The following is a 19772-nucleotide window of genomic DNA, read 5'->3' as shown; positions in this document are numbered from 1 at the left end:
CGGTCAGTCTGGCCGATACTCCTGGTGCGGAGTCGCGTGCCGCCACACGGCGGCGAACGCTTCGGCGCACAGGGTCACTGTGCCGGGGTCCGCGACCAGCTCCGTACCGGTCATGTTCCCCTCCCCGTCGAAGTGGTTGATGAGCAGCGTGGTCCCGTCGAACAGCCAGAAGTCATTCCCCGGCAGGGCGATGCCGGATGCCTGCTCGCGCGGCAGCCAGCGCACGGCTTCACCGGCGTTTACGTTGAGTCCCTGGGTGACCTCGTACTCGAACCGGATGTAGCTGGAGACCGGTTCGGAAACGATCCGCGCCCGCTGTACCTCCACCCCCCGGGCCACCGTGCTGCTCACCAGGTCGAACCACGCGGACCAGCGCTCCGCCGGGTCGTACCGACGGCCTTCCGTCCAATCTCTGTAGTCCGCGTTCAGCATGTAGCCGTCGCGCATCTCCAGGTGGTAAGCGCTGTGCTGAGCGTTGTTCAGCAGCTTTTCAATGGACGGCTCAGCGGTCACCGCTCACCTCCGGGAAGAACCTCATCATGCGTTTCGGGAACTCGATCACCGTCTCGTGACTGGGGATGTCCAGTTGCGCGAGCCGATTGGCGTCAACGACCCGCCAGCCTTGAAGGATGTAGTTCCCGCTCTCCTCATCCATGTACACCGTGGGAGATCCGCCGTCGGGACTCTCCGGATCCTTGCCCAGCATGCGCAAGGCCATGATTCCCTCCACTGCGCCAAGTGACGATTGGTAGGCACGATCTTGCGTTGTGTCATCCTTCCAGGTCCAGCTACTTGCGCGGACTTCTACATGTTCGACGGATCCTGCGGGCAGGGGATGGCCCGCCCCGCCGCCGACTTGTGCGGGCAGCAGACGACGGCGACATGGACCATCCCCGGCCCGGGCGGGGTCGGATGCCACCAGCGCCATACGTCGTCCTCGCCGTGGGAGAGGGTGACCTCGCTGTACTGGCGGCGGTTGTCCGGGTCCTCGTGGGTGACGGACGGGGTGTTCGCGTCCCACTGCCGCCGCATCCAGTCCGCGGCGGCGGCTGCCGTCGTCCACGTGCCTTTGAGGAGTTGAGTCTTGAGCAGATAGTGCGCGGTGGTCTCCGGTGGCAGTGCGGAGGTACGGAACTCCTCCGTTCCGGCCGTCCGTTCCGGCTGCCGCTTGTAGGAGAACAGATCGTTGCCGTTGCCGATCCAGTGGTAGCCGTGCCAGTGCAGCCCCGGCCGGTCGGCCGGTGGGCCGCCGTGCAGGAGGGCACGCCAGTCGATGTCAACGCGGTTCATCGGGGAGGCCGCTCAGCTTTCTCATTCGTCGTGGGGAGGTCAGTCGGTACGCAGCGCGGCCTCGCGTATGACCTCGGCCATGGCGTCCTGGTCGAGCGTCAGCAGCGCCCCGATCAGATAGGCGCGCATCTCCCGCACCGCCCGCGCGGGATCCCCGGTGATCTCCTTCGGCGCGACGGCGGCCCGCATCGCCGGGTCGTACAGCGCCCGGTCCAGCACCGCACCGGCCAGTTGCCCGGCCACCCAGTGCCAGGTGCGTTCCTTCAGCGCGATGGTCAGGTGGAGCGAGGGCTCGTCGCCGATGGTGTGCGGCGAGTGGACGTACCCCCGGGGCAGCCACAGCACATCGCCGGGCCGCAGGGTGTACGTCCGCTCGGGCGGGGTGTGTTCCAGGTAGTGCCGCTGCTCGGGGGTGAACCCCACCTGGTGGAAGCTCAGATGCTCGCGCACCGGATGGGCGACGAACGGGCGGTGGGTGGGCCATGCCTTGCTGCCGGAGAGCTGGAGAATCAGGGTCAGATACGGGTCGTAGTGGTACTTCAGCCCCTGCCCGCCCGCCGGGGTGTAGTAGGCGTTCAGATGGACCGCGTACCCGGTCTCTTCCACCAGTTCGCGGCGCAGCGCCGCGAGGGACGGTTTGAGCCGTTCCAGCCGGCGCAGCGAGAGGGTGCCGCCCTCGTCGAGGTGCTGCCGCAGCAGGCCGCGTCGCGGGGCGTCCCCGTCCCCGTCCGCGTACCGGTACGGCTCGACCGGCCGGTTCTCCTTGAGCAGCGCGATGTGCCGCAGGCTCAGGCAGTCGTGGTCGATGAGGCCGTCCACCTCCTCCCGGGTGAGCAGGGAGCGGAAACCGTCCGGCGGGCGGTGGCTGAGGTGGGGTGTGGTGGGCCAGGCACCGAGATGTTTCTCGGCATCGTCGACAAGGTCCGCCAGGGCCATGGGAGCACTCCGGAGTGAGAAGGGCGGTACTCTCCGGGAGGGGATGTCCCTGCCTCTAACGGGGACATCCCCTCCCGCTGCCATGACGGCTGTCAGTCGAGGGTGGCGAGCCGCTGGGCCGCCGCGATCAGTTCGGCCTTGGTGAACCGCAGCTCCGGGCTTTCCGCCCCGAGCTTGGTGTCGCGGACGGCGTACCCGCCGCCGGCCAGTTCGGCGACGGTGAGGCAGTCCTCCATGGTCCCGTCGTTGTCGTCGCCGCCCCCGCACAACGCGTGGAACGGACCGGCGATGGCCTGGTCATACAGGTTCTCTTGCTCTGACATGGCCAGCACGGTAGGGATCGGCGGAGCGCGCCCTCAACGAACTTGCGGGGACTTGTGCGGATTCACTCGACCGCCTTGTCGTCCGGCCAGACCACCCGCACCGGATTGCGCCGCAGCATCGAGTACATCCGCGCGGCGGACTCCGGTGACTGTGCGACGGTGACGTTGACGCTCCCTTCGCGGATCACCTGCGTCGGCCCCTCTTCGAACGCCAGCCCCCACCCGGCGATCTCGGCATCCAACTCCCCGGACTCGGTGGCGAACTCCTCCACCAAGGCGTAGATCCTGGGCGCGAAGCCCTGGACCAGGGCCTTCACTTCTGGCTCGAAGTACTCCGGTCGTGGCAGATCGATTGCTTTGTGCAGCGATACGGTAGTCATGATGAGCCTCCTGCTCTGAACGGCTGGAAGGTATCCGCTCATCACTGTGAGGGGTAGAACTACCCTCATGCAAGAGGGAAGCAGAGGATTCGCTGGTGTGGGTGACACGCCGGTGTCCTCCGTGGACGGGAGACGAAAACCATGGCCGCAGCGCAGACGCCGACTCTGCGTCAGAAACGACTCGGGGCCGAACTCCGCAAACTCCGCGAGCGATCGGGCCTTTCCTCAACGGCGGCGGCTGCCGAGATCGGCGTTCCGCAGGCCCGCATCAGCATGATCGAGGGCGGGCGCTACCGGGTGAGCGCGGAGCGGGTGCGGGCCATGGCCCGCGTGTACACGTGCGATGACTCCGACCTGGTGGAAGCGCTGGCCGGATTGACGGGTGGGCGGTCTCGTGGTTGGTGGGACGAGTACCGGGAGCGGTTGCCCACTTCATTCGTCGATGTCGCGGAGACCGAGCACCACGCGACAGCCCTACGGGTCGCGGTAGTGGTGGCCATGCCCGGTTTGCTCCAGACTCTTGATCAAGCGCGGGCCACGTTCGGTCAGTCGACCCCGGCGCTGCTGCCTCACGAAATCGAGCACCGTGTTTCCTTTCGTATCAAGCGGCAGGAGATCCTTTACCGGGAGCCTCCCGTGCCGTACGCGGTCACTGTGCATGAGGCTGCCCTCCGGATGGGAGGCGGCGGTTCAAGGGTTGCGCGCGGACAGTTGGAGCATCTGCTCACCATGAGCGAGAGGGACAATGTGACCGTTCTCGTTGTGCCGTTCGGTGTCGCTGATTTCCCGGCCTCGGGACAGCCGATCACGTACGTGCAGGGCCCAGTTCCGCAACTCGACACAGTCATTCTCGACTCGGACTACGGGTGTGATTTTCTTGATGCCGAGGCGCAGCTGGCGAAGTACCGTTCGGTACTCGATCGGATGGAGAGCTGTGCTCTCAGCCCCAAGCGGAGCCGAGACGCACTGCGACGCATTGCCAAAGATGTATGACAGGAGTTCGCTTGAAGGCGTGTGAGTGGCAGAAGTCGTCCTATAGTGCCGAGGGCGCCAACTGCGTCAGTGTCGTCGCCGCATCGGATGGCCTGTTGCGGTTGCGGGAGAGCACTGTTCCCGAGGAGATCCTGACGGCCGGGCCGGACCGTCTGGCCCGGCTGCTGATAGCGATCAAGACCGGCCGTCTCCAGCTCTGAGCCAGGAGGAGAGTATGTGGCAAAAGTCGTCCTACAGCGCCCAGGGCGCCAACTGCGTCAACATCGCCGCCGCAGCGGACGGCCTCCTCCGGCTGCGCGAGAGCACCGACCCGGGCACCGTCCTCGCCGCACACCCCGCCACGCTCCGTAGCCTTCTGCTGGCGATCAAGAGCGACCGCGGCCCCCTGCCGCGATAAGCGCTGGTGGCCGGGCCGGTCAGTCCGCCGGGGCCCGGTTCAGGGACGCCGTGCGGAAGGCGGTCAGGGCCGTGTAGCGGTCGTGCAGGGTGGCCATCGTGGTCTCCATCCGGTCCAGCTCGGCGGCGATGGTGCGCAGCACCTCGGGGCACGGGTCCGCCCCGGTGTCCGCGCCGTCCGTGCAGGGCAGCAGCGCGCGGATCGCCTCGGTGGGCAGTCCGGCGTCGAGCATCTCGCGGATCCGCAGGACCGTACGGGGCGCGTCCGCCGCGTACTGCCGGTAGTTGTTGGTGTCCCGCCTGGACTCCAGCAGGCCGCGCTGTTCGTAGTAGCGCAGCAGCCGGGCCGGCACCCCCGTGCGGCGTGACAGTTCCCCGATCAGCATGGCGGCCCCGCCCCTCCTCGCTCCTTGACATTGACACTGATGTCAGGAGTCAACGTATCCACATGAGCGATTCCTTCCCCGCCTTCCCCCGGCTGTCCACCTCCGTCACCGGCCACGGCCCGGCCCTGCTGCTGGCGCACGGTGCGACCGGTTCCATCGCCGGGAACTTCGCGCCGGTCATCCCGGCGCTGGCCGCCGCCCACACCGTCATCGCCCCGGACTTCCCGGGCTCCGGCGACACCGAGCCCGCCCCCACACCCCTCGACCTCGACTCCCTCACCGACGCCGTGGTCGAGGCGGCGGTGAGCCGGGGCGCGGAGCGGTTCGCCGTCCTCGGCTTCTCGCTCGGCACCACCGTCGCCGTACGGGCCGCCGTCCGGCACCCGCACCGCGTGAGCGCCCTGGTGCTGACCGCCGGGCTGGCCCGTGCCGACGATCATCTGCTGGGGCTGCTGCCCGACTGGCGCGCCGCCGAGCCGCCGCAGCTGCGCCCGCACGTCGATCTCATCCCCTCCCTGGACACCACCGCCGACCTGCCCCGCGTCACCGTCCCCACGCTGGTGATCGCCGCCACCCGGGACGGCATGGTGCTGCCCGCCAACTCCGGCGTGCTGGCGGCCGGTATCCCCGGCGCCGAGTACGCCGAGCTGGCCACCGATCACGTCGTCATGGTGGAAGATCCGCAGGGCTGGCTCAAGACGGTGATCTCCTTCCTGGAACGGCACAAGGAGCGCATATGACACCGGGGGTGGTCCTGCCGGGCGAGAGCGCGGTCGCCGGCCCCCGCGCCGGCTTCGTTCTTCTCTCGCGACAGGGGTTGTCGACAAGCCTGGGCGGCGGTTGGGCGGCTGGTCGACTCATGCGAGTGCTGATCGTGCGGTTGCGTTGAATTGCACGTACTCGATGGTCGCGCCGCCGGGGTGCCGCACGGTCATGTTGCGGCCGGTGGGGACCTCGTTGGGGCCGTCGAGGATCTCTCCGCCGTGTTGCCCGGTGAGCCGCAGGACCTGGTCGAGGGACTCGACGATCGTGGTGGCGTGGGTGCCGCGGTACGGGGCGAGGGCTTCTTCCGAACCTGCGAGCAGCAGATAGCCGCCGATGCTCGCGAGGTTCAGGTCGCGGTAGGTGAAGCGGAGTCGTGGCTGTTCTCCGGTGAGCCCGACGAAGGTGGGCAGTGCCGTGTCCAGGTCGTCGACGTAGACGCGGGCGAGGGTGGCGAGTACGGACACAGTCATCTCCTAGATCATTTCGACTTTCCCGAAACGTCGAAGTGATCTGCATACTACGTGTGTGATGTGGGTGAGGATGAGGAGGGCCAGTGGGGCAGCTTGACCATGCGGACCTGGACTTGGCAGTGGTGCTGCATGCCCTGGGTGATCCGGTTCGGCTGGCGCTGGTCCGCCGGATGGCCGAGGAGGGCGAGAGCGCATGCAGCCCGGACGGCGTGGACGTGCCCAGATCGACGCTGTCCAACCATTGGCGGATTCTGCGCGAAGCCGGAATCACTCGGACCCGCCGGCTGGGGAAGGCTCGTCTGATGGTTCTGCGCCGCGCTGATCTCGACGCCCGCTTCCCGGGACTCCTGGCGGCCGTGTTGGCCGAAGGCGGGCGGTGAGCCATGGGCAAGGCCCTCCCGGCAGCTGTCCTGCTGCCGCTTGATTATCTAGCGACGCTAGAATCCGGGTCATGTCGGTACAGGAACGCAAGCAGCGTGAACGGGCGGGTCGCGAGCGCCTGATCGTGGCGACCGCCCGCGAACTCGCCGAGCAGCAGGGCTGGGACGCGGTCACCACCCGCCGGCTCGCCGAGCGCATCGAGTACAGCCAGCCCGTCCTCTACAGCCATTTCCGCGGCAAGCGCGAGATCATCGGCGCCGTCGCGCTCGAAGGAGCCGCCGAGATGGCCGCCGCGCTGCGGGCCGCGACCGACGCCGCGACCGCCGCCGCGACCGCCGCAGCGGACGGCCCCCGCGCCCAGGTCGCCGCCCTCGCCCGTGCCTACCTCGGCTTCGCCGAGCGCAACCCGGCGGTCTACGACGCCATGTTCCAGCTCGACGGCGGCCTGGCGTTCGCGTCGCGGGAGGACGCCCCGGAGCCGCTGAAGGACGCCTTCGCCGCCCTGCTGGAATGCCTCGGTGAGGTGGCCGGGGAGGGTACCCAACCGGCACTGTTCACCGAGGTGTTCTGGGCGGCGCTGCACGGGCTGGCGACCCTGACCCGGGCGGGACGGCAGCCACCCCGGTACGCCGAGCGGCGAGTGGAACTCCTCGTGGAACTGCTCGTGGACCGGCGCGCCATGATCTGACGCCCCACGCCACCCCGCCCCGTACCGTCCTGACCTGCTCATCCTCGCGGCCCGGAGACGCTTGCCCCATGAGATAGGTTCATGACCCATGGATATCGCGATCAGATCCGGATACGTCGTCCCCGTCGCCGCCGAGCCCATCGAAGGCGGCACCGTACTCATCATCGACGGCAAGATCGCCGCCGTGGGCCCCGACGCCGAAGTGACCGTCCCCGAGGGCGTCCCCACCGTCGACGCGGCCGGCTCCTGGGTGCTGCCCGGCTTCGTCGAGGCGCACGGCCACCTCGGCGTCCACGAGGAGGCCGAGGGCTGGGCCGGCCAGGACACCAACGAGATGACCGACCCCAACGGCGCCCGGCTGCGCGCCCTGGACGCCATCAACCCGGCCGACACCGGCTTCGCCGACGCCCTCGCGGGCGGCGTCACCAGCGCCGTCATCAAGCCGGGTTCGGGCAACCCGATAGGCGGCCAGACCGTCGCCCTCAAGTCCTGGGGCCGCACCGTGGAGGAGATGCTGATCCGCGAGCCGGTCAGCGTCAAGAGCGCGCTGGGCGAGAACCCCAAGCGGGTCTACGGCGAGAAGAAGCAGCTGCCCTCCACCCGGCAGGGCGTCGCCGCCGTCATCCGGGACGCCTTCACCAAGGCGCAGGACTACGCCGCCAAGCGCGCGCACGCGCAGGCCGAGGGGACGCCCTTCGACCGCGACCCGACCCTGGAGATCCTGGCCCGCGTCCTGGACGGCGAACTGCCCTGGGACCAGCACTCGCACCGCGCCGACGACATCATGACCGCGCTGCGGCTGGCGGACGAGTTCGGCTACAAGGTCGTCATCAACCACGCCACCGAGGGCCACCTCATCGCCGACGAGATCGCCCGCCGCGACGTCCCGGTGATCACCGGCCCGCTGTTCACCACCCGCAGCAAGGTCGAGCTGCGCCACCGTACGCTGGCCGGCCCCGGCATCATGGAGCGGGCCGGCGTGAAGGTCGCGATCACCACGGACCACCCGGTGGTGCCGATCAACTTTCTGGTGCACCAGGTGACCCTGTGCGTCAAGGAGGGCCTGGCGCGGGAGACGGCGCTGCGCACCATCACCACCCACCCGGCGGAGATCCTGGGCCTGGACGACCGCATCGGCTCGCTCACCCCTGGCCTGGACGGCGACGTGGTGATCTGGTCGGGCGACCCCCTGGACGTCCTGAGCCGCGCCCAGCGGGTCTTCATCGAGGGCCGCGAGGTCTACTCGTACGACGAGACCACCTCGACGGGCACGGTCACCGACCCCTACTACCGCGAGCCGGCCACGGCCTGAGCCCGGTGGGCCGCCCCGGGATTCCGGCCTTCGGGCCGGGGTCCCGGGGCGGCCTTTTTGCTGTGATCTCCTCGCATTCGGATGCGATAGCATCGCATCGTGGCTCCCAAAAAGGCGAATAAGAAGCCCATTTCCGTCACGCTCGATGCCGAAGTGCTCGATGAGTTGCAGAAGCTCATCGAGGCCGGCGAGGCGTCCTCGCTCTCCAGCGTGATCAACGAGACGCTGCGCAGCCGCATCGAACGGCGGCGGCAGGCGCGGCAGGCGCGGGAGTACGTCGAGGAGCAGTTGCTCGGTGGCGAGCCGCTCTCCGAGCGGGAGCTCATCGAGGGGCGGGGCATGCTGGCCGCCGTCCGGGCGCGGGCCGCCGCCCGTCGCGCGTCGGGGGCGTCGGCCGCGTGAGCCACGGCATCGTCTTCGACCACCACGCGCTGCTCACCCTGGGCCGGGGGCACCGTCAGCTGTCGGGGTTCGTGGTGGCGGCGCAGGAGGATCCGCTGTTCACCCTGAGCGTTCCCGCGCTGTGCATGGCCGAGGCGGTCCGGCACCGTGCCGGCATATCGACCCACCTCGCACATCTTCCCGCGGTGGAAGTGGCGGCCCAGGACCGGATCTCCGCCGACACCATGGGCCGGCTGGCGGCGGCCCTCCCGCAGCCCGTTCCCGCCTGGCCGGAGCTGCACGCGGTCGCCGCGAGCCTCACCTCCGGCTGGGAGATCGCGACCACGGAGCCGGGGGAGTACCGGGGGTACGGCGTCCCGGTCCTGCCCATCCCCCCGGGGGCCGCCCGGGCGTAATGCGGTTGCGGTGGGTGGGGTGGGCGGGGGAGGGTGCGGCGGTGGTTGTCCTTTCCGTCGCCGCTCGCGGCCGTCGTCCGAGGATCGTGCATGTCTGGGCCCGTTGAGGAGTTCGACCTCGGCCTCGCCGGCACCGCGCCGTACGGGATCACCGCCGGGCCGGACGGCGCGCTGTGGGTGACGCTCGCCGGGAGTGGGGAGATCGCCCGCTACCATCCGGGCACCGGCGAACTCGTCCGCCATCCGCTCGACTCCGCCGCCTCCGGGCCGATGATCATCACGCCCGGGCCGGACGGCGCGCTCTGGTTCAGCCGGGGCCGGGACCATCGCATCGGCCGGATCACCACCGGCGGCGAGGCCACCTCGTACGCCCTGCCCGCCCCCGACCGCGGACCGTACGGGATCGCCGCCGGCCCGGACGGGGCGCTGTGGTTCACCGCCATGAACGCCGATCTGATCGGCCGGATCACCACCGAGGGTCAGCTCACCGAGTACCCCCTCGGCACCCGTGGCGGCTACCCCTCCGCCCTCACCGCGGGGCCGGACGGCGCGCTGTGGTGCACCCTCAACCAGGACAACGCCATCGCCCGGATCACCACCCACGGCGCCGTCACCCGCTACCCGCTGCCCACCCCCGCCGCCGGCCCCGTCGGGATCACCGCCGGGCCCGACGGCGCGCTGTGGTTCTGCGAGATCGCCGCCGGCCGGATCGGCCGGATCGGCACCGGCGGGGAGATCACCGAGTTCCCGCTGCCCGATCCCGGCGCCAAGCCGCACGCCATCATCGCCGACCCCGCCGGCCGGGGATGCTGGTTCACCGAGTGGGGCGCCGGGCGGATCGGACACATCGATCTCACCGGGCACTTCCGCCACCACCCGCTGCCCGACCGGGCGTCCGAGCCGCACGGTCTCACCGCCGCCCCCGGCGGCGACATCTGGGTCGCCCTGGAGAGCGGTCAGCTGGCCCGGCTGTGCTCCACCCAGAGACAGAAGGGGTGACCCGAGGGGTCGAAGTAGACGCGTACGTCGTCCTGCGGCTGATACTCGGCCGGCACCGCGCCGCAGGAGCGGGCGTGCGCCCCCGCGGCGTCCAGGTCGTCCACCTCGATGTCCAGATGCTGGGTCATCCGCTGATCCCCGGCCGCCGCCGGCCACACCGGCCGTACGAAGTCGGGGTCGGAGTTGAAGGAGATCCCGGCGCCGCCTCCCGGCGGCACCAGCCGGACCCAGCCGGGCTCCTCCTGCGCCGTCTCCCACCCCAGCAACCGGCGGTAGAACGCCGCCAGTTCATTGGCGTCGGGAGCCTCAAGGACGGTGGCGGTGAGTCGCAGCAGCATCGGGTCAGCCTGACAGCGCCACCCGCACCCGTCCAGGGCGTCAGGGGTTGACGGCGTCCGGCATCCAGGCGCGCAGCGGGCGCTGGATCAGCTCCCGGTAGCTGTGGTGGGACGGGTTGCGGCCGGCGTGCCCGCGTACCCAGACCGCCACGTCCTCCTGGAGGGTGGACCGCGGCGAGACGCGCAGGCACACCGCGCACTGCGCCCCGAAGGTGATGGGCTCGGCGTCGGGCTCCTCGTCCGGGGCGACGGTCCACGCCTGGAACTGGAACAGGGCACGGGTCACTTGGCACCGCCCTCCTTGCTCAGCCGGTTGGCGGCGCTGAGGGCGTTGGCCTTCCGCACCTCGGCCCGCAGCTTGTCGGAGGCGGTCACGGTACGGGGGTGGGCAGGGGGAGCGGCCGGGGGTGCGGCCGGAGGCGATGCGGGGGGTGGGGTTGGTGCGGGGGTCATGCGGTGGGGTGCCCTTCTCCGGTTGAGCGGGGGGAAGCGGCCTCGCGAGGGCGCCATGTGTGGTGGCGCTCAGCAACCGTACCGCGACCGTACGAAGCGCGGGAGCCGTTTGGTGGCGAACAGGTTGTGAAGAGGGGGCGTGTGGGGGCGCTGTTATGTGTGCGTCCGCCCCTCCTGAGTGCGCCCTTCCGCCCGCAATGCCGCCTCCCGCGCCGCCCGGCGGGCGAATACGCCCTCGCGCTGCTCCGCCATCGCGCGCAGCGCCCGCTTGCGCTCCCGCTGGGAGAGCCGGTCCACATACAGCCGGCCGGACAGATGATCGCTCTCGTGCTGGAGGCAGCGGGCGAAGTAGCCGCGCCCCTCGACCGTCAGCGCGTCGCCGTTCTTGTCCTTGCCGTGCACGGTGGCGAGATCGGGCCGGGCGACCGTCATGTAGGGGCCGGGCACCGACAGGCAGCCCTCGGGCTCCTCGGCGAGCCGCCGCCGGGCGGCCGGCAGGTGAGCGAGTACGGGGTTGAGGATGTGGCCCCGGTGCCGGGTGCCCCACTCGTCCTCCATGTCCCAGATGAACAGCCGCAGATCCACGTCGACCTGATTGGCCGCCAGCCCGGCGCCCTCGGCCACCTCCAGGGTGGCGAACATGTCCTCGATCAGCCGGTCCAGCTCCGGTGTGCCGAACTCGGTGGTGGCCTCCCGGCAGGCGCGGCGCAGGATCTCCTCGCCGAGCACCGTGATCCTGCGCACCGTTCTCCCTGTCATGGCAGGTCATTCCCCTTCGCCGTCCGATGACTTGACCCAGGACTTTGCAAAGTAGCAGACTTTGCAAAGTGAGCACCAGTGACAACGGCCGGCACCCCGCCGCCTCCCCGCTTCCCGCCTCGCCCCTCCCCGACCACCCGGTACGGATCGCCCTGCTCGACCTGCTGGCCGAAGCCGGCACCCTCACCTCCACCGAGGCCGCCCACCGCCTCGGCCACAGCTCGGGGTTGTGCTCGTTCCATCTGCGGCAGCTCGCCCGCTACGGGCTGATCGAGGAGGCCCCGCACACCGGCGGCCGGGCCCGGCCCTGGCGGTTGCGCTGGGAGAACTGGGAGGGGTTCCCCCAGGTGGTCCCGGATGAGGACAAGGACGCGCTCAGTACCCTCGTCCATGTGACCCCCGAGGAGACCCGGGAGCTGACCGCGCGGATACGCGCCCTCCTCGCCCCGTACCAGGACCCGCGCGGCCGGCCCGCCGCCGCCGTCCCCCTCACCGCCGCCCTGTGCTGGACGGCACCACCGGCCCCGCCCGCCCACACCCGGCAAGGAACCGCGCCATGACCACCCTGCCCGCCTTCCCGCTGGAGCCCTCCCCGCTCCACGTCCCGGACGAGACCCTCGACGACCTGCGCACCCGGCTCACCCTGACCCGCCCGCCCCTGGACGAGGGCAACGAGGACTGGTCCTACGGCGTACCGGCCGGCTATCTCGGCGAACTGGTCGCCCACTGGCGGGACGGCTACGACTGGCGCGCGGCCGAGGCCGCCATCAACGCCTACGAGCACTACCGGGTCGATGTCGCCGGCGTCCCCGTGCACTTCATGCGCAAGCCCGGCCGCGGCCCCCGCCCCATCCCGCTGATCCTCACCCACGGCTGGCCCTGGACGTTCTGGCACTGGTCGAAGGTGATCGACCCGCTCGCCGACCCGGCCGCGCACGGCGGCGACCCCGCCGACGCGTTCGACGTCATCGTGCCGTCCCTGCCCGGCTTCGGCTTCCCCGGCCCGCTCACCGGCTTTCCCGACGTCAACTTCTGGAAGGTCTCCGACCTCTGGCACACCCTCATGACCCAGACCCTGGGGTACGAGAAGTACGCCGCCGGCGGCTGCGACATCGGCGGCATCGTCTCCAGCCAGCTCGGCCACAAGTACCCCGACGAGCTGTACGGCATCCACATCGGCTCCGGGCTGCCGCTCAACTTCTTCAACGGGCCCCGCGCCTGGGACTTCGCCCGCAACCGGCCCCTCACCGACGACCAGCCGGCCGACATCCGCGCCCGCGTCATCGACCAGGACCACCGCTTCGCGTCCCACCTCACCGTGCACATGCTCGACGGCGCCACCCTCGCCCACGGGCTCAGCGACTCACCCGCCGGACTCCTCGCCTGGCTGCTGGAACGCTGGAACGCCTGGAGCGACAACGGCGGCGACCTCGAATCCGTCTTCACCAAGGACGACCTGCTCACCCACGCCACGATCTACTGGGTGAACAACTCCATCGCCACCTCCATGCGCTACTACGCCAACGCCAACCGCTACCCCTGGACCCCCGCCCACGACCGCACCCCGGTCGTCCAGGCCCCGGTCGGCCTCACCCTCGTCACCCACGAGAACCCGCCCGGCATCCACACCGCCGACGAACGCGTCCAGGCGTTCAAGAACGGCCCGCAGGGCGCCTGGTTCCACCACGTCAACGTCAACGCCCACGACCACGGCGGCCACTTCATCCCCTGGGAGAACCCCGACGCCTGGGTCGGCGACCTGCGCCGCACCTTCCACGACCGCCGGCCCCGATGAGCGGTTCCTAGGCGGACTCGCTCCAGTGGTACACGTGCTCGGGACGGCCCTGCGTCCCGTAGCGCGGGTGCCGGGTGACCAGGCCCTGATCCGCCAGGTGTTCCAGATAGCGGCGGGTCGTCACCCGGGCCATCCCCAGCCGGTCCGCCGTCTCGGACGCCGTCAGCCCGCGCGGCGCGTGCTCGCGCAGCGCGTCCACCACCGCCGACAGCGTCTGATTGCTCATCCCCTTCGGCAGCGGCCCGCCCACCGAACCGCGCAGCGCCCCGAACGCCCGGTCCAGATCCTGCTGCGCCGTGGTCCGCCCGTGCCCCACCAACTGCCGGCGGTACTCCGCGTACCGCTCCAGCTTGTCGCGGAACGCCGCGAAGGTGAACGGCTTGAGCAGATACTGCACCACCCCGTACGCCAGCGCCGACCGGACGATCTGCACATCGCGCGCCGAGGTCACCGCGATGATGTCCGCCAGCTGCCCGTGCGCCCGCAGTCCCCGGCACACATCCAGGCCGGTCATGTCCGGCAGATAGAAGTCCAGCAGCACCAGATCCACCGGGTGCCGCTCCGCGAAGTCCAGCGCCTCCGACCCCCGGTGTACGGTGCCGGCCACCGCGAAGCCCGGCACCCGCGCCACGAACTGGGTGTGCGCGTCCGCGATACGGGGGTCGTCCTCGACGACGAGGGTGCTGATCATGATGATGTGGTTCCTGTGGTTCCGGTGATTCCTCGGTACAGACGTACGGTGAAGACCGCCCCGGCGTCGCCGCTGACCTCGACGTCCCCGCCGTACCGGTCGATGACCTGACGCACCAGGGCGAGCCCCAGGCCCTGCCCGCGCGCGCCGCTGGCCGGCTTGGTGGTCCAGCCACGGGTGAACATGGACTCCAGCGCCGCCCCGTCCAGGCCGGCGCCCGAATCGGAGACCCGCACCAGCAGGGTGTCACCCTCGGTCCTGGCGGTCACGGTGACCCGGCGCGGCGGCGGGGCGGCCAGCGCCGCGTCGATGGCGTTGTCCACGAGATTACCCACCAGCGTCACCAGGTCGCGCGGCGCGAAGCCGGCCTCGGTGACGGCGGTGTCGTCGGTGATCTCCAGCTCGACGCCCTTCTCCGCCGCCTGCGCCGCCTTGCCCAGCAGCAGCGCGGCCAGCGCGGGCTCCTGGACCTCGCTGGTGAGCCGGTCGGCCAGCGCCTGCGCGGAGGCCAGCTCCACGGTGGCGAACTCCACCGCCCGCTCGGGCTGGCCCAGCTCGATCATGGTGACGACGGTGTGCAGCCGGTTCGCCGACTCGTGCGCCTGGGAGCGCAGCGCCTCGGCGAAGCCGCGTGCCGAGTCCAGCTCGCCGGCCAGCTCCTCCAGCTCGGTGTGGTCGCGCAGCGTGGTCACGGTGCCCAGCCAGCGGCCGTTCTTCTCGATCCGCTCCTGGCTGAGCACCAGCACCCGATCGCCGTGCACGCACAGCCGGTCGCTGACCGGGGATCCGGAGGTCAGCAGCGGGCCGACGGGGGAGGGCAGCGCCAGCTCCCGCACCGGCCGGCCCTCGGCATCGGCGGGCAGCCCCAGCAACTGCCGGGCGTGGTCGTTGACCAGGATCAGCTTCCCGCGCGGGGAGACGATCAGCAGCCCCTCGCGTACGGTGCGCAGCACGGCGTCGTGGTGCTCGTACAGCCGGGTGATCTCCTCGGCCCCCAGGCCCAGGGTCTGCCGGTCGAGCCGGCGGCTGATCGCCCAGGAGCCGGCGCCGGCGAGCATCAGGGCGCCGACCGAGATGGGGACGACGGGGGTCAGCCGGCGGCGCAGCTCGGCGCCGATCTCCTTCTGGAGTACCCCGACCGACACCAGCGCGGTGACCTCGCCCCGGTCGTCGGTGATGGGGACCACGGCCCGGATGGACGGGCCCAGGGTGCCCTCGTAGCTCTCGGTGAAGGGCCGGCCGGCCAGCGCCCGGTCGATGTTGCCCAGGAACTTGCCTCCGATGACGGTCGGGTCGGTGTGCGAGTAGCGGGTGCGGTCGGGCGCCATGAACACAATGAAATTGGTGTCCGTGGACTTCCGCACCGCCTCGGCCAGCGGCTGGAGCGACGCGGAGGGGTCATCGCTCACCACCGCCCGCTTGACCTCGGGCAGCTCGGCCAGCCCGGCGGCCAGCGTGGCCACCTGGTGCTCGGTGTCGGTGCGGTTGTCGTTGCGCACCTGGAGGAAGACGAGGGCCGCGCTGGTGACCACCAGCAGCAGGATCAGCACGATCTGTAGCGTGAACAGCTGTCGCGCCAGGCTCATCCGTGAGCGTCTGGCACGGGAAACGCGCATGGTGGTGCACCTGCCGAAATAGCGAACCTCCGAATGAGTGTAGGCAGGGATTCACCCATCCGTGCCCGCCCGGCGGCCGGGCGGGCACCCGGCCCGGCCGCCGGACGCGGCCCTACAGCTGGATGCCCATGGCCCAGGGGCCCACCAGCAGGATCATCGCGGTGATCATCACCACCCCGAAGATGTTCAGCCAGATGCCGGCCCTGACCATCTGCGGAATGGTGATGTAGCCGGAGCCGAAGACGATGGCGTTCGGCGGGGTGCCGACCGGCAGCATGAAGGCACAGGTGCAGGCCAGGGCGGCGGGGACGAGCAGCAGCAGCGGATCGACGCCGATGGACACCGCCACCCCGCCGATCACCGGCAGGAAGGTGGAGGCGGTGGCGGTGTTGCTGGTGAACTCGGTCACCGCCAGCACGATCCCGCACACCGCGCCGACCAGCAGCACGGTCGGCAGCACCTCCAGGCCGTTCAGCTGGTCGCCGATGTACGCGCTCAGCCCGGTCTCCTGCACCGCCAGCGCCAGCGAAAGACCGCCGCCGAACAGCAGCAGCACGCCCCACGGGATGCCCTCCTGCACCCGGCGCCAGTCCATGGCCTGCTCGCCGGTGCGCGGCTCGACCGGGATCAGGAACAGCGCCACGGCGGCCGTGATCGCGATGCCCTCGTCCGTCAGATGCGCCATGAACGGCAGCACCTCGTGCAGCGCGGTCCAGTCGGTCAGCTGATCCCGGAAGAGCCACAGCAGTACGGTGCACCCGAACACCACCAGCACCGACCACTCGCCGCGCGACATCGGCCCGAGCTTCGCCAGCTCCTCCCGGACGGCGTCCCGCCCGCCGGCCACATTGCTCAGCTTCACCCGGAAGGCGATCTTGGTGAGATAGATCCAGGTGAAGATGAGGAAGAGCACGGTGACCGGAACGCCGACCTTCATCCAGTCCACGAAGCCGATCTCGATGCCGTAGGTCTGCTCGACAAAACCCTTGAGGATCATGTTGGGCAGGCTGCCGACCAGGGTGGCGAGCCCGCCGATGGAGGCCGAGTAGGCGATCGACAGCATCAGCGCGGTGGCGAAGTTGGCCCGGTCCCTGGCGGCCTGCTCATCGCCGTCGTCGTTCTGCGCCATCACCATGGACAGCACGCTGATGCCGATCGGCAGCATCATCAGCGCGGTGGCGGTGTTGTTGACCCACATGCTGATGAACGCGGTGGCGACCATCACGCCCAGGATCAGCCGGGACGGCTGGGTGCCGATCGCCCGCATCGTCAGCAGCGCGATGCGTTTGTGCAGATTCCACTTCTGCATCGCCAGCGCGATGATGAAGCCGCCCAGATAGAGAAAGACCGTGGGATGCGCGAAGGGTGCCGTGGCCTGCCCGACCTCCAGCACCCCCAGCAGCGGGAACGCCACGATCGGCACCAGCGAGGTGACCGGCAGCGGCAGCGCCTCCGACATCCACCAGGTGGCCACCAGCACCACCACGGCCGCCGTGGTGCGCGCCGGGGTGGGCAACGAGTCGTCACCGGACAGCAGCGCATACGTCAGCAGCGCCAGCAACGGGCCGAGGAACCGGCCGATCCACACCCCGCGCGGGGTGCCCGTACCCTTGTCCGTCTTCGCGCCCGGCCCGGCCGGAGCCGAGCCGGATGGTGCCGTGACCTCACCGGACGCCGTCATGCCTCAGCCCTCCACACCAGCCGACGATCACTCCGCTGTGATCGCGTGCAGGGGACTGTGCCCCACCGCACGGGAGTTGACGCACATCTGTTCTTAAAGTTGTCGGTGTTGTTACTGAGCCGGCCGCAGCCAGACGGTGGCCAGCGGCGGCAGGGTGAGCGCGATGCTGGACTCCCGGGCGTGCCACGGCAGCGCCTCCGCCTTCAGCGGCTCGGTGTTGACCACCCCGCTGCCGCCGAACCGCCGCTCGTCCGTGTTGAGCACCTCCGACCAGGCCGGAATGTGCCCCGGCACGCCCAGCCGATAGCCCTCGCGGACCACCGGGGAGAAGTTGCTGACCGAGATCAGCGGGTCGCCGTCGGCCGCGAACCGCAGATGCGCCACTACGTTGTCCACCGCCGCCCCCGCCTCGATCCACGCGAACCCCGCCGGATCGGTGTCCCGCTCCCACAGCGCCGGCGTCGCCCGGTAGACCCCGTTCAGCTCGCGCACCAGATCCCGCACCCCACCGTGATCCCCGGCCGCCACATAGCCGGGATCCAGCGTCCACCACTGCGGACCCTCGTCCTGGGACCACTCCGCGCCCTGCGCGAACTCCTGCCCCATGAACAGCAGCTGCTTGCCCGGGTGGGCCCACATGAAGCCCAGATACGCGCGATGGCCGGCCCGCCGCTGCCACCAGTCGCCCGGCATCTTGTTGACCAGGGCGCGCTTGCCGTGCACCACCTCGTCGTGGGAGATCGGCAGCACATAGTTCTCGGCGTAGGCGTAGACCATCGAGAAGGTGATCTCGTCGTGGTGATAGGCCCGGTGCACCGGGTCCTTGGACATGTAGAGCAGCGAGTCGTGCATCCACCCCATGTTCCATTTGAAGTCGAAGCCCAGCCCCCCGAACCCGGACTCCCCGATCTGATCGGTGGCCCGGGTGACCCCGTCCCAGGCGGTGGACTCCTCCGCGACGGTCACCACCCCCGGGCAGTGCCGGCCGATCGCGGCGTTCATCTCCTGGAGGAACGCCACGGCGTCCGGATTCTCCCGCCCGCCGCTCTCGTTGGGTGTCCATTCGCCCTCCCCGCGTGAATAGTCCAGATACAGCATGGAAGCGACCGCATCGACCCGCAGCCCGTCGATGTGGTACTCTTCACACCAGTACACGGCGTTCGCCACGAGAAAGTTGCATACCTCCCGCCGCCCGTAGTCGAACTCCAGCGTCCCCCAGTCCGGATGCTCGGCCCGCTGCGGATCCGGATGCTCGTAGCACGGCTCCCCGTCGAAGACCGCCAGCGCCCAGTCGTCCTTGGGAAAGTGCGCCGGCACCCAGTCCATCAGCACCCCGATCCCCGCCCGGTGCAGCGCGTCCACCAGCCGCTTGAAGTCGTCCGGCGTACCCAGCCGCGCGGTCGGCGCGTAATAGCCCGTCACCTGATAGCCCCAGGAGGGGCCGTACGGATGCTCGGCCGGCGGCATCAGTTCCACATGCGTGAAGCCGAGGTCCTTCACATACGCCGGCAGCTGCTCCGCCAGCTGCCGCGCCGAAAGACCCGGCCGCCACGACCCCAGATGCAGCTCGTACACGGACATCGGCGCGCCGGGCGCCGCGTGCCCGGCGCGGCGCTTCATCCACCGGCCGTCGCCCCACACATAGCGGCTCTCGTGCACCACCGAGGCGTTCGCCGGCGGGCACTCGGTGCGCCGCGCCAGCGGGTCGGCGCGCAGCGTGTGCCCGCCGTCCGGGCGGCAGATGTCGAACTTGTAGCGGCTGCCGGCCCGCACCCCCGGCACGAACAGCTCCCACACCCCGCTCGCGCCCAGCGAGCGCAACGGATGCCCGGTGCCGTCCCAGCCGTTGAAGTCGGCGGCGACCCGCACCCCGCGGGCGTGCGGCGCCCACACCGTGAACCGGGTGCCGCGCACCCCCTGATGCGTCATCACCCGGGCGCCCAGCGCCTCCCACAGCCGCTCGTGGCGGCCCTCGGCGATCAGATGCAGATCCAGCTCGCCGAGCGCGGGCAGAAAACGGTAGGGATCTTCCCTCTCCACCGGCGGCCCGCCACCCGCCGGGGTGATCAGCAGCCGGTAGGCGGGCGGCTCGGACAGCGGCAGCAGCGCCTCGAACAGGCCGCCACCGGTGTCCTTCAGCAGGTTGCGCAACCCCGGCCCCAGGACCGTCACCGCGCGTGCGCCCGGGCACAGCACCCGGATCACCACCCCACCAGGCGCCGTGTGCGCCCCCAGGACCGCGTGCGGATCATGGTGCGCGCCGGTCAGCAGGCGGTCACGTTCCACGGCGAGTGCTCCTCCGAGACAGCGGGATCAAGGGATG

General features: G+C 70.3%; 27 protein-coding genes. 12 read left to right on the top strand and 15 right to left on the bottom strand.

Annotation, left to right across the window (positions count from 1 at the left end; genetic code table 11):
- Positions 1-3: 3 nt before the first annotated feature.
- The 6 genes from AC5WRL_RS18975 to AC5WRL_RS18950 all read right to left on the bottom strand — a co-directional run bounded on the left by AC5WRL_RS18975 (position 4) and on the right by AC5WRL_RS18950 (position 2929).
- Positions 4-513 (bottom strand): DUF6879 family protein, encoded by a 510-nt coding sequence (locus AC5WRL_RS18975; RefSeq protein ID WP_496089785.1) that lies wholly within the window; start codon positions 511-513, stop codon positions 4-6.
- Positions 503-718: a hypothetical protein gene (locus AC5WRL_RS18970; RefSeq protein ID WP_496089784.1), complete on the bottom strand. Its 216-nt coding sequence runs from the start codon at positions 716-718 to the stop codon at positions 503-505. The genes AC5WRL_RS18975 and AC5WRL_RS18970 overlap by 11 nt, the downstream gene beginning before the upstream one ends.
- An 86-nt stretch (positions 719-804) precedes the next feature.
- Positions 805-1290, bottom strand: coding sequence for a hypothetical protein (locus AC5WRL_RS18965; protein ID WP_496089783.1), 486 nt, complete (start codon positions 1288-1290; stop codon positions 805-807).
- Between the two features lie 39 nt (positions 1291-1329).
- Entirely contained in the window at positions 1330-2226 is an 897-nt protein-coding gene (locus AC5WRL_RS18960) for a JmjC domain-containing protein (protein ID WP_496089782.1), read from the bottom strand.
- A gap of 92 nt (positions 2227-2318) precedes the next feature.
- Positions 2319-2549 carry a DUF397 domain-containing protein gene (locus tag AC5WRL_RS18955; RefSeq protein ID WP_496089781.1) on the bottom strand — a complete coding sequence of 77 codons (231 nt, stop codon included), beginning with the start codon at positions 2547-2549 and terminating at the stop codon, positions 2319-2321.
- A gap of 62 nt (positions 2550-2611) precedes the next feature.
- On the bottom strand, positions 2612-2929 hold the full coding sequence (locus tag AC5WRL_RS18950) for a hypothetical protein (RefSeq protein WP_496089780.1): 318 nt from the start codon (positions 2927-2929) through the stop codon (positions 2612-2614).
- Positions 2930-3070: 141 nt separating this feature from the next.
- Between AC5WRL_RS18950 and AC5WRL_RS18945 the strand changes: the two genes are divergently transcribed.
- Genes AC5WRL_RS18945 through AC5WRL_RS18935 form a run of 3 tightly spaced genes read left to right on the top strand, consistent with a single transcriptional unit; the run spans position 3071 to position 4319 of the window.
- Positions 3071-3922, top strand: coding sequence for a helix-turn-helix domain-containing protein (locus tag AC5WRL_RS18945; RefSeq protein WP_496089779.1), 852 nt, complete (start codon positions 3071-3073; stop codon positions 3920-3922).
- A gap of 11 nt (positions 3923-3933) precedes the next feature.
- Positions 3934-4122 (top strand): DUF397 domain-containing protein, encoded by a 189-nt coding sequence (locus AC5WRL_RS18940; protein ID WP_496089778.1) that lies wholly within the window; start codon positions 3934-3936, stop codon positions 4120-4122.
- Between the two features lie 14 nt (positions 4123-4136).
- Positions 4137-4319: a DUF397 domain-containing protein gene (locus tag AC5WRL_RS18935; RefSeq protein ID WP_496089777.1), complete on the top strand. Its 183-nt coding sequence runs from the start codon at positions 4137-4139 to the stop codon at positions 4317-4319.
- A gap of 19 nt (positions 4320-4338) precedes the next feature.
- Here AC5WRL_RS18935 and AC5WRL_RS18930 read toward each other — a convergent pair whose 3' ends face one another.
- Positions 4339-4704 (bottom strand): MerR family transcriptional regulator, encoded by a 366-nt coding sequence (locus tag AC5WRL_RS18930; RefSeq protein ID WP_496089776.1) that lies wholly within the window; start codon positions 4702-4704, stop codon positions 4339-4341.
- Between the two features lie 62 nt (positions 4705-4766).
- On the opposite strand from AC5WRL_RS18930, the gene AC5WRL_RS18925 reads away from it, so the two are divergent.
- Entirely contained in the window at positions 4767-5444 is a 678-nt protein-coding gene (locus AC5WRL_RS18925) for an alpha/beta fold hydrolase (protein ID WP_496089775.1), read from the top strand.
- 117 nt (positions 5445-5561) lie between these two features.
- Here the strand turns inward: AC5WRL_RS18925 and AC5WRL_RS18920 are convergent, their stop codons facing one another.
- A complete protein-coding gene (locus tag AC5WRL_RS18920) occupies positions 5562-5939 on the bottom strand; it encodes a VOC family protein (RefSeq protein WP_496089774.1) in 378 nt (125 codons plus the stop codon).
- 83 nt (positions 5940-6022) lie between these two features.
- Here AC5WRL_RS18920 and AC5WRL_RS18915 point away from each other — a divergent pair, with 83 nt between their 5' ends.
- The 6 genes from AC5WRL_RS18915 (at position 6023) to AC5WRL_RS18890 (ending at position 10116) form a co-directional block, all read left to right on the top strand.
- Positions 6023-6319 (top strand): ArsR/SmtB family transcription factor, encoded by a 297-nt coding sequence (locus AC5WRL_RS18915; protein ID WP_496089773.1) that lies wholly within the window; start codon positions 6023-6025, stop codon positions 6317-6319.
- 71 nt (positions 6320-6390) lie between these two features.
- Positions 6391-7008 carry a TetR/AcrR family transcriptional regulator gene (locus AC5WRL_RS18910; protein ID WP_496089772.1) on the top strand — a complete coding sequence of 206 codons (618 nt, stop codon included), beginning with the start codon at positions 6391-6393 and terminating at the stop codon, positions 7006-7008.
- An 88-nt stretch (positions 7009-7096) separates the two neighbouring features.
- On the top strand, positions 7097-8320 hold the full coding sequence (locus tag AC5WRL_RS18905) for an amidohydrolase (RefSeq protein ID WP_496089771.1): 1224 nt from the start codon (positions 7097-7099) through the stop codon (positions 8318-8320).
- A gap of 99 nt (positions 8321-8419) precedes the next feature.
- On the top strand, positions 8420-8722 hold the full coding sequence (locus AC5WRL_RS18900) for a ribbon-helix-helix protein, CopG family (RefSeq protein ID WP_496089770.1): 303 nt from the start codon (positions 8420-8422) through the stop codon (positions 8720-8722).
- Positions 8719-9117, top strand: coding sequence for a PIN domain-containing protein (locus AC5WRL_RS18895; protein WP_496089769.1), 399 nt, complete (start codon positions 8719-8721; stop codon positions 9115-9117). Before AC5WRL_RS18900 ends, AC5WRL_RS18895 begins: the two co-directional genes overlap by 4 nt.
- Before the next feature lie 90 nt (positions 9118-9207).
- Positions 9208-10116, top strand: a complete 909-nt coding sequence (locus AC5WRL_RS18890; protein WP_496089768.1) for a Vgb family protein — start codon at positions 9208-9210, stop codon at positions 10114-10116.
- Here AC5WRL_RS18890 and AC5WRL_RS18885 read toward each other — a convergent pair.
- The 3 genes from AC5WRL_RS18885 to def form a co-directional block, all read right to left on the bottom strand.
- Positions 10074-10454: a VOC family protein gene (locus AC5WRL_RS18885; protein WP_496089767.1), complete on the bottom strand. Its 381-nt coding sequence runs from the start codon at positions 10452-10454 to the stop codon at positions 10074-10076. The two genes, AC5WRL_RS18890 and AC5WRL_RS18885, sit on opposite strands and share 43 nt — an antisense overlap.
- A gap of 40 nt (positions 10455-10494) precedes the next feature.
- Positions 10495-10740, bottom strand: a complete 246-nt coding sequence (locus tag AC5WRL_RS18880) for a DUF7848 domain-containing protein (RefSeq protein WP_496089766.1) — start codon at positions 10738-10740, stop codon at positions 10495-10497.
- A gap of 320 nt (positions 10741-11060) precedes the next feature.
- Positions 11061-11666: a peptide deformylase gene (gene def / locus AC5WRL_RS18875; protein WP_496089765.1), complete on the bottom strand. Its 606-nt coding sequence runs from the start codon at positions 11664-11666 to the stop codon at positions 11061-11063.
- Between the two features lie 68 nt (positions 11667-11734).
- On the opposite strand from def, the gene AC5WRL_RS18870 reads away from it, so the two are divergent.
- Complete coding sequence (locus tag AC5WRL_RS18870) at positions 11735-12226, top strand: ArsR/SmtB family transcription factor (protein ID WP_496089764.1); 492 nt, start codon at positions 11735-11737, stop codon at positions 12224-12226.
- Entirely contained in the window at positions 12223-13461 is a 1239-nt protein-coding gene (locus AC5WRL_RS18865) for an epoxide hydrolase family protein (protein WP_496089763.1), read from the top strand. Before AC5WRL_RS18870 ends, AC5WRL_RS18865 begins: the two co-directional genes overlap by 4 nt.
- Before the next feature lie 7 nt (positions 13462-13468).
- Here the strand turns inward: AC5WRL_RS18865 and AC5WRL_RS18860 are convergent, their stop codons facing one another.
- From AC5WRL_RS18860 to glgB, 4 genes are all read right to left on the bottom strand, one after another.
- Positions 13469-14152 carry a response regulator gene (locus AC5WRL_RS18860; RefSeq protein WP_496089762.1) on the bottom strand — a complete coding sequence of 228 codons (684 nt, stop codon included), beginning with the start codon at positions 14150-14152 and terminating at the stop codon, positions 13469-13471.
- On the bottom strand, positions 14149-15738 hold the full coding sequence (locus AC5WRL_RS18855) for a sensor histidine kinase (RefSeq protein ID WP_496089761.1): 1590 nt from the start codon (positions 15736-15738) through the stop codon (positions 14149-14151). The genes AC5WRL_RS18860 and AC5WRL_RS18855 overlap by 4 nt, the downstream gene beginning before the upstream one ends.
- 142 nt (positions 15739-15880) lie before the next feature.
- Complete coding sequence (locus AC5WRL_RS18850) at positions 15881-17449, bottom strand: SLC13 family permease (protein WP_496089760.1); 1569 nt, start codon at positions 17447-17449, stop codon at positions 15881-15883.
- A gap of 111 nt (positions 17450-17560) precedes the next feature.
- A complete protein-coding gene (glgB, locus tag AC5WRL_RS18845) occupies positions 17561-19735 on the bottom strand; it encodes a 1,4-alpha-glucan branching enzyme (protein ID WP_496089759.1) in 2175 nt (724 codons plus the stop codon).
- Positions 19736-19772: the final 37 nt, after the last annotated feature.

It is taken from the genome of Streptomyces sp. NTD107, assembly GCF_059510435.1.
The sequence above is the reverse complement of the archived record's forward strand: the minus strand, read 5'-3'. Positions and strand labels throughout refer to the sequence as shown.